Annotated in this window: 13 protein-coding genes; 5 read left to right on the plus strand and 8 right to left on the minus strand. The window is 71.4% G+C overall.

Annotation, left to right across the window (positions count from 1 at the left end):
• Positions 1 to 17: 17 nt before the first annotated feature.
• Positions 18 to 1,562 (minus strand): GMC family oxidoreductase, encoded by a 1,545-nt coding sequence (locus tag ACIBQ6_RS45320; protein ID WP_397218946.1) that lies wholly within the window; start codon positions 1,560 to 1,562, stop codon positions 18 to 20.
• Between the two features lie 198 nt (positions 1,563 to 1,760).
• Between ACIBQ6_RS45320 and ACIBQ6_RS45325 the strand changes: the two genes are divergently transcribed.
• The 3 genes from ACIBQ6_RS45325 to ACIBQ6_RS45335 all read left to right on the plus strand — a co-directional run bounded on the left by ACIBQ6_RS45325 (position 1,761) and on the right by ACIBQ6_RS45335 (position 5,104).
• Positions 1,761 to 3,296 (plus strand): long-chain fatty acid--CoA ligase, encoded by a 1,536-nt coding sequence (locus tag ACIBQ6_RS45325; protein WP_387663520.1) that lies wholly within the window; start codon positions 1,761 to 1,763, stop codon positions 3,294 to 3,296.
• 101 nt (positions 3,297 to 3,397) lie between these two features.
• Positions 3,398 to 4,048, plus strand: a complete 651-nt coding sequence (locus ACIBQ6_RS45330) for an HAD family hydrolase (RefSeq protein ID WP_397218947.1) — start codon at positions 3,398 to 3,400, stop codon at positions 4,046 to 4,048.
• Between the two features lie 9 nt (positions 4,049 to 4,057).
• Positions 4,058 to 5,104 (plus strand): phosphotransferase, encoded by a 1,047-nt coding sequence (locus tag ACIBQ6_RS45335; protein WP_397218948.1) that lies wholly within the window; start codon positions 4,058 to 4,060, stop codon positions 5,102 to 5,104.
• Between the two features lie 13 nt (positions 5,105 to 5,117).
• Here the strand turns inward: ACIBQ6_RS45335 and ACIBQ6_RS45340 are convergent, their stop codons facing one another.
• From ACIBQ6_RS45340 to ACIBQ6_RS45360, 5 genes are all read right to left on the minus strand, one after another.
• Positions 5,118 to 5,480: a DUF488 family protein gene (locus tag ACIBQ6_RS45340; RefSeq protein ID WP_358284134.1), complete on the minus strand. Its 363-nt coding sequence runs from the start codon at positions 5,478 to 5,480 to the stop codon at positions 5,118 to 5,120.
• A gap of 153 nt (positions 5,481 to 5,633) precedes the next feature.
• A complete protein-coding gene (locus ACIBQ6_RS45345) occupies positions 5,634 to 6,893 on the minus strand; it encodes a cyclopropane-fatty-acyl-phospholipid synthase family protein (RefSeq protein WP_352357847.1) in 1,260 nt (419 codons plus the stop codon).
• Positions 6,894 to 6,895: 2 nt separating this feature from the next.
• Positions 6,896 to 8,245, minus strand: coding sequence for an FAD-binding oxidoreductase (locus ACIBQ6_RS45350; RefSeq protein WP_364329616.1), 1,350 nt, complete (start codon positions 8,243 to 8,245; stop codon positions 6,896 to 6,898).
• A gap of 130 nt (positions 8,246 to 8,375) precedes the next feature.
• A complete protein-coding gene (locus ACIBQ6_RS45355; RefSeq protein ID WP_397218949.1) occupies positions 8,376 to 9,359 on the minus strand; it encodes an NAD(P)-dependent oxidoreductase in 984 nt (327 codons plus the stop codon).
• Positions 9,356 to 10,894, minus strand: a complete 1,539-nt coding sequence (locus tag ACIBQ6_RS45360) for a serine/threonine-protein kinase (protein ID WP_397218951.1) — start codon at positions 10,892 to 10,894, stop codon at positions 9,356 to 9,358. Before ACIBQ6_RS45360 ends, ACIBQ6_RS45355 begins: the two co-directional genes overlap by 4 nt.
• Before the next feature lie 221 nt (positions 10,895 to 11,115).
• Here ACIBQ6_RS45360 and ACIBQ6_RS45365 point away from each other — a divergent pair, with 221 nt between their 5' ends.
• The gene (locus tag ACIBQ6_RS45365) at positions 11,116 to 12,237 is read left to right on the plus strand and encodes a CaiB/BaiF CoA transferase family protein (protein WP_397218952.1); all 1,122 of its coding nucleotides are present in this window, start codon (positions 11,116 to 11,118) and stop codon (positions 12,235 to 12,237) included.
• 7 nt (positions 12,238 to 12,244) lie between these two features.
• Here ACIBQ6_RS45365 and ACIBQ6_RS45370 read toward each other — a convergent pair whose 3' ends face one another.
• Positions 12,245 to 13,474, minus strand: coding sequence for an FAD-dependent monooxygenase (locus tag ACIBQ6_RS45370; RefSeq protein ID WP_397218953.1), 1,230 nt, complete (start codon positions 13,472 to 13,474; stop codon positions 12,245 to 12,247).
• A gap of 82 nt (positions 13,475 to 13,556) precedes the next feature.
• On the opposite strand from ACIBQ6_RS45370, the gene ACIBQ6_RS45375 reads away from it, so the two are divergent.
• A complete protein-coding gene (locus tag ACIBQ6_RS45375) occupies positions 13,557 to 14,075 on the plus strand; it encodes a helix-turn-helix domain-containing protein (RefSeq protein WP_358284123.1) in 519 nt (172 codons plus the stop codon).
• A gap of 10 nt (positions 14,076 to 14,085) precedes the next feature.
• Here the strand turns inward: ACIBQ6_RS45375 and ACIBQ6_RS45380 are convergent, their stop codons facing one another.
• Positions 14,086 to 14,538 (minus strand): effector binding domain-containing protein, encoded by a 453-nt coding sequence (locus ACIBQ6_RS45380; RefSeq protein ID WP_358284121.1) that lies wholly within the window; start codon positions 14,536 to 14,538, stop codon positions 14,086 to 14,088.
• Positions 14,539 to 14,624: the final 86 nt, after the last annotated feature.

Consider the following 14,624-nt stretch of genomic DNA (forward strand, 5'->3'; position numbering starts at 1 on the left):
GGTCCGCCGCATCGCGGCTACCGGTTTCCCAGGATCAACTCGGAGCCCTTCTCACCGATCATGATCGCCGGGGCGTGCGTGTGGCCGCGGTTGAGCGTCGGCATGACGGAGACGTCCACCACCCTGAGCCCTTCGAGGCCGCGCACCCGGAGCGACGGGTCCACGACCGACCCCTCGTCGGTGCCCATCCGGCAGGTGCCGACGGGGTGGTAGAGGGTCTCGCCGCGTTCGCGCACCCACCGGGCCAGCTCCTCGTCGCTCTCCGGACCCCAGTAGGGCGCCATCGGGCCGCCCGCGTACCGCTTCATCGCGCTCGTCGCGAACACCTGCTTGGCCGTCTTCAGCCCGGCGACCAGGCGCTTGACGTCGGCCTCCGCGCTCAGATAGCCGGGGTCGATCAGCACGTCGCGGCCGCTCAGCCCGACCCTGCCGCGGCTCTGCGGCTGCAGCAGCACGACGCCGACGGTCAGGCCGTGGCCGGTCGGCGGGGTGAGCCCGTGATCGACGAACGGGCCGGGGGCGAAGACGAGCTCGATGTCGGGGGCGGGCTCCTCGGCCGAGGTCCGGACGAAGGCGACCGCCTCGCCGACGTTCGTGGTCAGCATGCCCGAACGCAGCACGATGTAGCGCAGCAGGTTCACCAGGGACTCGGCCTTGGTCAGCGTCACCGGCTCCTTGCACTCGACGTACACGCCGGAGGCGAGGTGGTCCTGGAGGTTCTTGCCGACCTCGGGCAGCTCGCGCACGACCGGCACCCCCGCGTCGCGCAGCTCCTCGGCCGCGCCCACCCCGGAGCGCATCAGCAGGTACGGCGAGCCGATCGCCCCCGCCGACAGGACGACCTCCCTGGCCGCTCTGACCAGGGTGCCGCCGCTGTGCTCGATGCCGACCGCGCGGGAGCCCTCGAACACCACGCGGTCCACGGTCGCGCCGGTGAGCACGGTGAGGTTCGGCCTGGCGGCGGCCGGGCGCAGGTAGGCGTCCGCGGCGCTCCACCTGCGGCCGCGGTTCTGGGTGACAGGGGTGGGGCAGTAGCCCTCGTTGGAGCGGCCGTTCAGCTCCGCCAGCCGGGTCAGGCCCAGCTCCTCGCAGGCCCGCAGGAAGGCCGCCGTGGTGACGTTGGGGCTGCGCAGCTCGGAGACGTAGAGCGGGCCGGAGGTGCCGTAGACGCCGCCGTGGTTGCTGCCGACGCGCTGCTCGGCCCTGGTGAAGTAGGGCAGGACCTCCTCGTACGTCCAGCCGGGCACCCCCCACTGGTCGTAGTCCTCCTGGCAGCCGCGCACCCACATCTGCGCGTTGAGCGAGGACGAGCCGCCGATCACCCGGCCGCGCGGCCAGTAGAGCTCGCGGCCGGACATCTCGCCCTGCTTGGCCGTCGTGAAGTTCCAGTCGTAGTCGGTCTTGAACAGCTTGGCGAAGCCGGCGGGCATGCGAATCTCCAGCTTGTCGTCATGCCCGCCCGCCTCGACCAGCGCCACCGACACCGACGGGTCCGCCGACAGCCGGTTGGCCAGCACGCACCCGGCGGACCCCGCTCCGACGATCACGTAGTCGTACTGCATGAGCACTCCAGGGGGCTAAGTAACCTGCCACTTGCTTACTCCAGGTGAGCTGGCGCGTCCATATGCATCTGTAACCTCTGTCACCTACTGCGGCCCGCGTTCAGCGGGCCGCAGCAGGGCCGAATGAAATTCGCCCTACCGGTCGGTATGGGCTGATGCCAAGATGGCGGCAAGCGCGTACAGAGGAGGAAGGCGTTCATGCTCAACTTGTCGGTCGTCCTGGAGGACAGCGCCAGAAACAACCCCGACGGCACGGCGATCGTCTTCGGCGACATGCGCCTGCCGTACGGCATGATCGACACTGTCGCCCGCCAGGTGGCGAACCTGCTGGTGTCGCGTGGCATCGGCAAGGGCGACAAGGTGGCGCTGGCCTGTCCCAACCTGCCGTACTTCCCGTTCGTCTACTTCGGCATCCTCAAGGCCGGCGCCACCGTGGTGCCGCTGAACGTGCTGCTGCAGGGCCGGGAGATCGCCTACCATCTCGACGACAGCGACGCCAAGGCGCTGTTCTGCTTCGAGGGCTCGCCGGAGCTGCCGCTGGGCGAGCGCGGCAAGGCGGGCTTCGAGGCCGCGGACGGCTGCGAGCACTTCTTCGTGCTGCCCGCCACCCCGCTGGCCACCGAGTCCCCGTACGGCGAGACGGTGTGGGCGGCGCTCAACGGCGTGCCGGCCGACTTCGAGACGGTGCAGACCGACCCCGAGGACACGGCCGTGATCCTCTACACCTCGGGCACCACGGGCCAGCCCAAGGGCGCCGAGCTCAGCCACCAGAACATGCTGATGAACGCCCTGATCAGCGACCGGATGTTCCCGCGCAGCGAGGGCGGCGACACCTACCTCGCGGTGCTGCCGCTGTTCCACTCCTTCGGCCAGACGACCGTCATGAACACCGCCTTCATGCGCGGCGCGACGGTCGTGCTGATGCCGCGCTTCGAGCCGGGCGAGGCCCTGGAGCTCATGCGCAAGGAGAGCGTGACAACCTTCGCCGGCGTCCCGACGATGTACTGGGGCATGCTCACGAAGATCCACGCCGAGGGCGCCGAGGTGCCACGCAGCCTGAAGGTGGCCGTGGCCGGCGGCGCGTCCTCGCCGGTGGAGGTGCTGAAGGACTTCGAGCAGACCTTCGGCATCGGCATCCTGGAGGGGTACGGCCTGTCGGAGACCTCCCCCGTGGCCAGCTTCAACCAGCTCGGACGGCCCACCAAGCCCGGCACGATCGGCACGCCCATCTGGGGCGTGGAGATGAAGCTGATCGACGGCGACTGGAAGACGGTCGAGGGCGAGGGCCCCGGCGAGATCGCCATCCGCGGCCACAACGTCATGAAGGGCTACTACGGCCGCCCGGAGGCGACGGCCGAGGTGCTCAAGGACGGCTGGTTCCGCACCGGCGACATCGCCACCCGCGACGCCGACGGCTACTACGCCATCATCGACCGGGCCAAGGACATGATCATCCGGGGCGGCTTCAACGTCTACCCGCGCGAGCTGGAGGAGGTGCTCATGACCCACGAGGCGGTGTCGCTGGCGGCGGTCGTGGGCGTCCCGCACGAGTCGCACGGCGAGGAGGTCAAGGCGTACGTCATCCGCACGCCCGGCTCGTCGGTCACCGAGGACGAGCTGATCGCCTGGGCCAAGGAGAACATGGCGGCCTACAAGTACCCGAGGATCGTCGAGTTCCGCGACGCCCTGCCGATGACGGCCACGGGCAAGATCCTCAAGCGCGAGCTCCGCTGACCGGCCGCGGCGCGGGCCCCGGCCCGCGCCTTCCCGCCGCGCCGCCCCCCGCGCCGCCCCCTGCGCCGATCGTCGAGCCGATCATCAAGGCCCGCCCGCTCGTGCTGTTCGACCTGGACAACACGCTGATCGACCGGCTGGCGGCGTTCCGGCTGTGGGCGGCCGAGTTCGCCGTGGGCCGCGGGCTGGGCCCGGACGCCGTGGACTGGCTGGTACGGCTGGACGCCGACGGGTCCGTGCCGATGGACGTCTTCTTCGCCCGCGTACGCGAGCGCTTCGCGCTTGCCGAGCCCGTCGAGGAGTTGTGGCGGGCCTACCGGGCCAGGCTGCCGTGGCTGGTGGAGTGCCGTGCCGAGGTGCTGGCGGGGCTCGACCGGCTGCGGGCGGCGGGGTGGGCGGTCGGGATCGTGACGAACGGAATGGCCGACAACCAGACGGGCAAGATCCGGCGTACCGGGCTGGCCGAACGGGTGGACGGATGGGCGATCTCCGGCGCGGAGGGCGTGCGCAAACCCGGCGCGCGGCTGTTCCGGATCGCCGCCGACCGGTGCGGAGCCGTGCCGGCGGGCGGGTGGATGGTGGGCGACGACCCGGAGAAGGACATCGCCGGCGGACGCGCGGCCGGACTGCGGACGATCTGGATCGACCGCGGGACGGGCGCGGCGGCTCCCCCGGCGGACCTCACGGTGGACGACGTGCTGGCGGCCATGGAGCTGTTGATCGGGATGCCCGGCGGCGGGGACGGTCGCTAATGTGGCCGGATGCGTGACAAACCCGCGGATCTGGACGAATCGCTGCTGGCGCCCGCCCTGGAGGCGTGGGGGATCAAGGCCGTCGGGCTGGCGCACGCGCCGGTGGGCTTCGGCGACCACCACTGGATCGCGACCGGCGCCGACGGACGACGCTGGTTCCTCACCGCCGCCACCCTGCCCTCCGCGCCGCACACCGCCCCACCCCCCTCACCGGCTCCCGACGGCCTCCTCCAAGAGCCACGGGCTGCCGGTGGCCTGGACGAAGGGGCGCGGGTGGCGTTCGGGGAGCTGGGGCGGGCGCTGGAGACGGCGGCGGCGCTGTCAGCGACCCTGAAGTTCGTGGTCGCGCCCGTGCCGGACCTCGACGGCGGCGCGCTGCTCCGCCCGCTCGCCGCCCGGTACGCGCTGAGCGTCTTCCCGTTCGTCGACGGCGTCACCGGCGGCTTCGACGACGAGCCGGCCGAGCACGACCGCGCCCAGGTCATCGACCTGCTCGCCGAGCTGCACGGCACGTCCCCGCCCCCGTCCACCCCGTCCCGCCCCCTGCAGCCGGCCGGACGGGCGGCGCTGGAGCGGGCCCTCGCCGAGACCGGCCGCCCGTGGACCGGCGGCCCGTACGCCGAACGGGCCCGAGCCCTGCTCGACCGGCACGCCGGAACCCTGCACGCCCGGCTGCGCGACTTCGACCGCGGCTGCCGCGACCTCGGCCCACCCGTCGTCACCCACGGCGAACCCCACCCCGGCAACGTGCTCCGGCACGAGGGCCGCTGCCTGCTGATCGACTGGGACACCGTCGGCCTGGCCGTGCCGGAACGGGACCTGTGGCTGGTCGCCAGGACCCCCGGCGACCTGGCCAGGTACGCGGCCGCCACCGGCCGTACGCCCGACCCCGCCGCCCTGGCCCTCTACCGGCTGCGCTGGAGCCTCGACGACGTGGCCCAGTACGTCGCCCTGTTCCGCGCCCCGCACGGCCACACCCGCGACGCCGAGCTGAGCTGGCACTTCCTCACCCGCACGCTCGACGGCCTGGCCGCCGGCGGGCCCTCCGCCCGCTGAGCGTTCCCGGCGGTCAGGCGCCGAGCAGTTCGGCGAGCACCGCGGCCTCGCTGATCTCGGGCTGCTTGGTGGCGGTGAGCAGGGTCAGCGGGCCCTTCCCGGCGAGCTCGCGCAGGTGGGCGACCGCCTCGGCCCGCTCAGGCTCGGCCAGCTCGTCCCGGTAGCGGTCGCCGAACTCCGCGAACCGGTCGGGGTCGTGCCGGTACCAGGTGCGCAGCTCGGTGGAGGGAGCGACCTGTTTGCACCATTCGTCGAGGTGGGCGTCGGCCTTGGCCAGCCCGCGCGGCCACAGCCGGTCGACCAGCACCCGGGCGCCGTCGTCCGGCGCGGGCTCCTCGTAGACCCGGCGCACCCGAACCTTGTTCCCAGCCGTCACCGTCCGCCCCTCCTTCCGACCGTGAGACCACGCTACGCCGGGCGATGCCAAGCGCCGTTCAGGGACCCGGCCGGGGGACTGTGAGGCCGGCCGTTCGGACAGCGCCTTGGGGGGTGAGACGTGGGGAGAGGGCGAGGGGCCCTCTCCCGCCCGTCACGGCCAGTTGACCGCCGGGCGCAGCTGCACGCCGGACCGGCCGTCGTCGTCGAGCTTGACGCCCAGCACCTGGTGCAGCTGGACCTTGTTGCGCTCGAAGCCCACGATGCAGCCCGCCATGTACAGGGCCCACACCCTGGCCGTGCCCATCCCGACCTCCTGGACGGCCTCGTCCCAGTTGGCGTCGAGGTTGTCGCACCAGTGGCGCAGGGTCTTGGCGTAGTGCTCGCGCAGGTTCTCCTCGTGGCGGATCTCGAAGCCGATGTCCTCCATCTGCCTGATCAGCCAGCCCACCGACTCCAGCTCGCCGTCGGGGAAGACGTAGCGGTTGATGAAGCCGCCCTTGTTGAACGTCTTCTCCTTGCCCGTCGGACGGGTGATGCAGTGGTTGAGCAGCCGGCCGCCCGGCTTGAGCTTGCCGTAGAGGAACTCGAAGTACGACGGGACGTTGTCCTTGCCGATGTGCTCGGTCAGGCCGATGGAGCTGACCGCGTCGAAGCCGGTCTCCCGCACGTCGCGGTAGTCCATGAAGCGCACCTCGGCGAGGTCCTGGAGGCCCTCGTCGGCGATCGCCTTCTGGGCCCACTCGGCCTGCTGGCGGCTCAGCGTCACGCCCAGCGCCTTGACGCCGTAGTGCTTGGCGGCGTGGATGACCATGCCGCCCCAGCCGCAGCCGACGTCGAGCAGGCGCATGCCCGGCTTGAGGTCGAGCTTCCTGGCCACCAGGTCGAACTTCGTGTACTGGGCCTCCTCCAGCGTCGCGCCCTCCTCGGGGTAGGTCGCGCACGTGTAGGCCATGGACGGCCCCAGCACCCACCGGTAGAACCGGTTGGACACGTCGTAGTGGTGGTGGATCGCCTCGGCGTCACGCTGCTTGGCGTGCCGCGAGCCGAGCCGGGCCAGGGCGCTCTGACGCACCTCCTGCGGAGGCGGCGGCACCCGCATCAGCAACGGCTTGACGCCCAGCGACCGTACGGCGGCCAGCTTCTCGCCCGCGGTCAGGTCGTTGGTGGTGATGTTCCACATGCGGTCGAGCAGGGTGTACAGATCGCCGTGCACGTCGATGTGCCCCGAGATGTACGCCCTGGCCAGACCCAGTTCCCCGGGGGCCTGTGCCAGGTAGGCCACCGCGATGGGCGACTTGACCTCAAGACCGAGGTCGGCGCCGTCGGGACCGGCCTTGCTGCCGTCATAGGCCATGAACGAGATGTTCGCGTCAGAGCCGACGATCTTCTCAAAGATGCTTGCGAGAGCCATGCTCACCTTCCCCGTACACACTTTTCGTACAGGTCCAGCAGGCGACCGTTCGGGTCGTATTCCCGCTTGACCGGCCAATAAGCATCACCGTTGTACAGCTCCCAGAACTGCTCACGGGCGTAGAAGGAGGTCGAGTAGAGCGACTTGTGGCCGTCCAGCTCGTGTACCGAGTCCTCGATGAGCCTGTTGTAGTAGCCGTCGAACTGGCCGCGCGGCAGCGGGACCATGCCCCAGAAGCCGAAGTTGACGTAGAGCTTCCCGGGCTCCAGCGGGTACAGCGGCCACTGGGAGCTCGACCGCAGCGGGCACATCCAGACGGGGGTCATGCCCACCTTGTCGTGGAAGAACTCCAGGAACTGCGCGCCGCGCTCGACCGGCACCTCGACGTCCTGGATGACCGACTCCTGGACGGGCTGGTCGCGCCAGCGGTCGATGCGGGCGGTCAGGCCGGTCCGCCGGTCGAGGGCGACGAGCCTGCGGTAGACGTCGGAGCGCATCCAGCGGCGCGGCATCAGCGAGCGGACCACCGGCTGCTGCACGCCGAACGCCCGCGAGCACCAGAACCAGTCGGTGTCCCAGCGCCACAGGTAGTCGTGGATGCTCAGCCAGTCGCGGCTGCGCTGCCTGATCGACTGGTAGTAGATGCGCATGCCGGTGTAGTCGGAGACGTAGGGCGCGCGGTCGGCGAAGCGGCCCAGCGTGATGTACATCTCCTCCGGGTCGAAGAAGACGCCGTCCACGAAGTCGACCTGCTCGCCGTCGTGCACCATGCTGTCGCAGATCTCCTGCATGGCCAGCATGCACTTGGCCGCGTCGGTGAACCTGATGTGCGTCAGGTGCACGTACGGCTGGACCTTGCGGAGCTTGATCCGGATGCGCAGGGCGTAGCCGAGCGTCCCGTAGGAGTTGGGGAAGGCGCGGAACAGATCCTGGTGCTCGTTGTCGTCACGGGCCACGACGATGCGGCCGTCGCCGGTGAGGATCTCCAGTTCCTCCACCGACTCGTGCGGCAGGCCGTCCCGGAAGCTGGTCGACTCGATGCCGAGGCCGGTGACGGCGCCGCCGAGCGTGATCGTCTTGAGCTGCGGCACCACGTACGGCATGAGCCCGTGCGGCAACGTGGCCTCGACGAGGTGCTCGTAGGTGGTCATGCCCTGGACCTCGGCCGTCATCGTCGCCGGATCCACGCTGATGACCTCGTCGAGGTCTCTGGCCGACAGCTTGGCCGTCCTGCCTCCGTCACGGAACCTGAACAGGTTGGACGTGGACTTGGCCAACCGGGGAGCGGCGTCGCCGGGGATCTCGGCGTAGGACTGCCGGATCTGCTCTACTGCCCGTTGGTGTGTCGACATCGTCGTCGTCACGGAAGCACCCCCTTGAGCTGGTAGAGATCGTCCGTAAGACCGTATCTCCCGCAGCCCGGCTCGAACAGACCGGGGTCGTTAAAGACACGAAAACTGTTCATCGTGCCAGGTGAAACGCCTATGTGGCAGGCAAATGCGGAAATCTGCGTCGAACCAGGGGTGAGACCCCATTGAGCACGGCACGCACCTCTCGTCCCTCCAGTGCCGCCGTGAGGTTGTCCAGCACGGCCGTGAGCAGGCGCGTCGTCGCCTCGGGCGTCACCCCGGCGGCGTGCGGCGACAGCAGCACGTCCGGCAGATCGCGCAGCGGGTCGCCGGCGGGCAGCGGCTCGGCGTCGAACACGTCGAGCGCGGCGCCGCCGAGGTGCCCGTCACGCAGCGCGGCGACCAGCGCCGCCTGGTCGACGACGCCGCCCCTGGCCGCGTTGACCAGCAGCGCGCCCTGCTTCATGCGGCGCGGGTCGATCAGCCCGCGGGTCTCCTCCGACAGCGCGATCACCACCACCAGCACGTCGCTGCCGGCCACCAGCGTCTCCAGGTCGGCGCGGCCGGGCGCCTGCCGCGGGGACCTGGTCCAGTAGGAGACCTCGCAGCCCAGGGCGCCGAACAGGCGCACGCAGTTCTCGCCGATCGGGCCGTACCCGACGACGCCGACCCGGCGGCCGCTCAGCTCGCGCGGGCGCAGGCCCTGCTGCGGCCACTCCCCCGCGCGCACGGCGGCGTCGGCGGCCCCCAGCCGGCGCGACAGCGACAGCGTGGCGGCCAGGCACCACTCCGACACCGCGACGGCGCTGACGCCCGGCGTGTTGGCCAGCGGCACCCCGGCCTCGGCCAGGGCGGCCAGGTCGTGGCCGTCGACGCCCACCGAGGGCTGCTGCACGAAGGCCAGCGCGGGCGCGTGCTTGACCGCCTCGGCGTCGAGCACGAGCGTGGAGGTCCAGTCGCCGAGCACGATCTCGGCCTCGGGCAGCGCGGCCAGCAGCCCGGCCCGGTCGCGGGTGGCGGGCACGCGGACCGTCACCCGGTCGCCGAGCGGGGCGAGCAGGCCGCGCGTCGCCTCCTCGGGGAGCGGCGGCAGGGCGAGCAGGTTCCAGGGGCTCATGCCTTCACAGTAAAGCTGTCGATCACCTGTCGCATCAGTACCCTGTTGCGCAGCCACTGGTCCTGGGTGACCGTCCAGGACAGGATGTAGGCCGTCTCGCCGGACACCACCGCGCGGCGCACCTCGTGGTAGGTCATGCCCGGCCTGATCCAGTGGGTGCCGGCGGCGCTGGCGGCGGTCCAGGAGAACTCCCACTCGACCGCCTTGACGCCCCGGTGGTTGACCACGCGGCGGCCGCGGCTGATCACCTCCTGGCCCTCCTGCCGCAGCGTCTCCTCCGAGTCGCGCAGGATCTGGTTGGCGTCGAGGCTGGAGTACAGGGCCTCCACGCCGAGGTGGGCGTTGCCGTCGCGGCGCGTCCACTCGGTCACGGACTCGCGCAGCGCGCCCCGCCAGCCGGTCGGGCGCAGGATCGACCAGCCCTCCCGCGAGGTCCACGCGCGTACGGCCGGGCGCACCCGCCGCACGGTCGTCGTGGGGGTCGCCGACGGCGTCCGGCTCGTCGTGGGCTGCTGCGAGGGTGACGGGCTCAGCGGGCTGGCCGCGGCGGCCGGCTGGGCGGTGCGCGGGGCGCCCTCGGCGGGCGTGGCGAGCTTGAAGTAGGCGACCGCGCCGCCCGCGACGACCACGACGGCGGCGGCGGCCACGGCCAGCACGGCCCGCCCGCGCCCGCTGCCCGGCTTCTTCTCCGGCAGGTCGGTGTAGGCGGGCTTGGCCGCCACCTCGATGGCCGCGAGCAGCCGGTCGGCCTCCTCGGCGTCCACCCGGTCGGCGGGCTCCTTGCGCAGCAGGCCCTTCAGGATCGGGTGCATGATCGGCGGGATGCGCCGGTAGTCGGGCTCCTCGTTGAGCAGCGCGTTGATCGTCGCCATGGCCTCGCCGCGGTCGAAGGGCGAGCGGCCGACCATCGCGGCGAACAGCGTCGCGCCGAGCGACCACAGGTCGGAGGGCGGTCCGGCCTCGTCCGCGCGCACCCGTTCCGGGGCCAGGAAGCTGGGCGAGCCGGTCACCATGCCCGTCCTGGTCAGCGAGGCGTCGCCCTCGACCGTGGCGATGCCGAAGTCCATCAGCACCACGCGGCCGTCGTCGGCGAGCAGGATGTTGGCGGGCTTGACGTCCCTGTGCAGGATCCCGGCCTCGTGGGCGGCCCTGAGCGCCGACAGCACCTGGCGGCCCACGTCGGCCGCCTGCCGCACGGGCAGGGCCCCCGAGGTGGCCACGACCTCTTCGAGCGAGGGGTGCGCGACCAGCTCCATGACGATCCAGGGCCGGCCGCCCTCCTCGACCACGTCGTAGACCGCGACCACGGAGGGGTGGTTGAGCTTGGCCGCCGTACGGGCCTCGCGGGCGGTGCGCATGAGGTGGCGCTCCTGCTCGCCCGGCGACAGCCCCTCGGGCAGCAGCACCTCCTTGATGGCCACCTGCCGGTTGAGCAGCGTGTCGTAACCCTCCCAGACGACGCCCATACCCCCGCGGCCCAGTTCGCGCCGTAACTGGTAGCGCCTGGCGACAAGCCGGTTGCTCTCCGAAACCATGTCCTACCCCTGTAGCGGCGCGAGCGCCTGCTGCAGACAGCCGCTGGACGCCGGCGATCTGTAGACCACCCGAACAGTGGGCAAGTTTCCCATACCTCCCACGAGTTCGCGGGAAGGACGCAAAAGGCCGCTTGCCACGACTTGCCGAATGTTGTTCTACTGAGGCAGGTTCGGAGCCGTGAAGACAACCGTTTGCCTGTGCGACTGTCGAGGAGATGTCCATGTCGAAGGGTAGTGGCGGCCCGCTGGCCGGAGTGCGCGTGCTGGAGCTCGCGGGGCTGGCCCCGGGGCCGTTCGCCGGGATGATGCTGGCCGACCACGGCGCCGAGGTGCTGCGGGTCGACCGGGTGCAGGCCGTCTCCGACCGACCTCGTACGGACGTCATGGACCGCGGCAAGCGGACGATCGGCCTGGACCTGAAGTCGCCCGAGGGCGTGGCCGCCTTCAGGGAGCTGGCCCGCAACGCCGACGTGGTGATCGAGGTCTTCCGTCCCGGCGTCGCCGAACGGCTCGGCATCGGCCCAGCCGACCTGCACGCGGTGAACGAGCGGCTGGTCTACGGCCGGATGACCGGCTGGGGCCAGGACGGCCCGCTCGCGCCCACCGCCGGCCACGACATCGACTACATCGCGATCTCCGGCGTGCTGTCGATGCTCGGCCGCGAGGGCGGCAAGCCGACCCCGCCGATCAACATCCTCGGCGACTTCGCCGGCGGCGGCCTCATGCTCGCCTACGGCGTGCTGCTGGCCCTGTTCGAACGCGAGCGCACCGGGAAGGGCCGGGTGATCGACGCCGCCATGGTGGACGGCGCCGCCCTGCTGTTCTCGATGTTCTACCAGGCCGCGCAGAGCGGCTTCTGGGGCCCGCGCGGCACCAACCTGCTCGACACCGGCGCCCCCCAGTACGACACCTACGAGACCGCCGACGGCGGCTTCCTGGCCGTCGGCTCGCTCGAACCGCAGTTCTGGGACGCCATGGTGAACCTGATGGGCCTGACCGGCCTGCCCGACCGCAACGACAGGACGCAGTGGCCCGCGCTCAAGGCCCGGCTGGCCGAGGAGTTCGCCAAGCGCACCCGTGCCGAGTGGGAGGCCCTGTTCGAGGGCTCGGACGCCTGCGTCTCGCCCGTCCTGTCCATGGCCGAGGCCGCGCGGCACCCGCACAACGTCGCCCGGGGCACGTTCGCCGAGGTCGGCGGCGTGACCCATCCGGTGCCCGCACCGCGCCTGCTCGGCGTGCCGGACCCGGACCTGTCGCCGGCCACCCGCCTCACGGACCTGTCCGCGTGGGGGCTGCCGGCGGCGGAGGCGGAGAAGCTGCGGGAGCAGGGCGTGCTGGCCTGAGCCTTCGTCAGGGGCGGGACGACGTCGCCGGGCGCGCGTGGGCGGCGTAGTCCTTGAGCCGGATCGAGTCGTGCAGGCGCACCCCCTTGCTGCTGATCTTGGTGGCGGCCCTGGTGAGGGCGACCGGCAGGTGGTTGACCAGGCGGATGCCCTGGGTGAGCGCCCACACGTCGAAGCGGCTCCCGGGGACGATCCCCCTGGCCGCGCGGCGGGCGAAGGCGCGGCTGCGGCGCACGTACTCGCCGATCTCGGCCTCGTAGGCGGGGTAGGCCGTGCGGTGGTCGCCGCCGTGCGCGGCCAGCTCGCCCGCCAGCACGTACGCCCCCACGACCGCCAGGCTCGTGCTGCCGCCCACGGCCGGCCCCGGGCAGTAACCGGCGTCGCCGGCCAGCGTCACCCGGCCGCGCGACCAGGAGTCGAGCCTGAGCTGGGTGATGGAGTCGAAGTAGAAGACGGACGTGCGGTCCACCTCGTCCAGGATCCTGGGGACCTGCCAGCCGAGGCCGCCGAACCGCTCGCGCAGCAGTTCCTTCTGCCGGGCCACGTCCCGGTGGTGGTAGTCGAGCGGCTCCGGCGTCCTGAACAGGAAGCCGGCGCGGGCGTCGTCCATGTGCGCGGCGCTGTAGACGGCGGCCATGTAGCCCTCGCCTGCCATGGCCTCCATCCGGCCGTCGAGCCCCAGGAAGTTCGGCACGGAGGCGACGGCGAGGTACGCGCCGATCCAGGCGGCGAAGCGCTCCTCGGGGCCGAAGGTCAGGCGGCGCACGTTGGAGTGCAGTCCGTCGGCGCCGATCACCAGGTCGAAGCGGTTCTGCCGGCCGCTGTCGAAGCGCACCTCGCCGTCCTCGGCGATCGAGGCGATGGAGTCGCCGAAGACGTAGGCGGCGTCGTGCCGGGTGGCCTCGTGGAAGACCTCGCTCAGGTCGTCGCGCATGATCTCGATGTGCCGGTCGGAGACGGCGGTGAGGATGCGGCGCAGCTCCAGCTCCACGGGCCGCGCCCGGCCCTCGCGGTGGACCCGGAGCCGGTCGGTGCCGGTCTTCCTCGCCATGACCGGCTCCAGCAGCCCCATCTTCTCGACGATGTCCATGGCGGGCCGGAACAGGTCCACCGCGTGGCCGCCCGACTTCCTGAGCGCCGGGGCGCGTTCGACCACCGTGACCTCGAAGCCGTACCTGGTCAGCCAGTACGCCAGCACCGGCCCGGTGACGCTGGCGCCCGAGACGAGGACCTTCATGGCCGCCTCCTTACTTAACGGTTGGTAAGTCCACGCTAGCACGCGTCCTTACTTAACGGTAGGTAAGGGATAAACTTCAGGCATGCCCAGTGACACCAAGTCCCGTATCCAGGCGGTGGCCCGCGAGCTGTTCGCCGAGCAGGGCGTGCAGAACACCAGCCTGCGCCAGATCTCCGACCGGCTGGGCATCACCAAGCCGGCGCTCTACTACCACTTCGCCTCACGCGACGACCTGGTGCGCAGCATCGTGCAGCCGCTGGTGGAGGACTTCGAGCGCTTCGCCGCCAGGCAGGAGCCCGGCGACCCGCGGGCGCTGCTCGACGACTACTTCGAGCTCATGTGGCGCCACCGCGACGTGACCGGGATGATGGTGCGCGACATCTCGATCCTGGCCTACCTCGACCTGGGTCAGCGCATGTTCGAATGGCGGCGCGAGCTGATCGCCCTGCTGCTCGGCCCCGACCTCACGCAGGCCCAGCAGATCCGCGCCACACTGGCGCTCGGCGGCATGGCCGACTGCACGGTCGAGTACGCCGGCCTCCCCCTGGAGGAGGTCAAGCCGACGGCCGTCGCGGCGGCGGCCGAGGCGCTCGGCCTGTGACCCCCCGGGCCTAGACGGCCACGTAGAGGTCGGCGCCCTCGAAGTGATGGACCTCCAGGTCCGTGGTGAAGGCGCGGGAGGGCTGGCCGCCCGACTCGGTGTGCTGCCACACCTGCTGCCACGCCTCGATCAGCGCCTGCGGCAGCTGCCCGCGGGCCGCCAGCCGGATCGACTTGGCGGCCGGCACGCGCACCGCCACCATGCCCTCGGGCAGGCGCGGCACCGTGCGCACGCCGATGCCGACGATCTGCGTGTAGGCGCCGGTGTGGTCGCTCTCGTAGTCGGTCAGCACCGCGTAGAGGTTCTCGTCGATGCGGCCCGGCACGTGCGCGAAGGCCCCCGGCGCGCCCGCCCGCTGCCACAGCGCGGGCAACGCGGCCCGCGCCGGATCCGCCTCGTCGGCGTTCGTCGTGCGTACGGCGAAGCCCACGACGGTCAGCTCGGCCCGTTCGACGATGTCCACGACTTACCTCCCCCAAATATGTCCCCGGCCGATCATAAGCCCCGGAGAACGGGGGAAACCCCTTGTTGGACCTGTCACCCCATAAG

This window comes from Nonomuraea sp. NPDC049655 (assembly GCF_044465465.1).
Lineage (GTDB): Bacteria > Actinomycetota > Actinomycetes > Streptosporangiales > Streptosporangiaceae > Nonomuraea.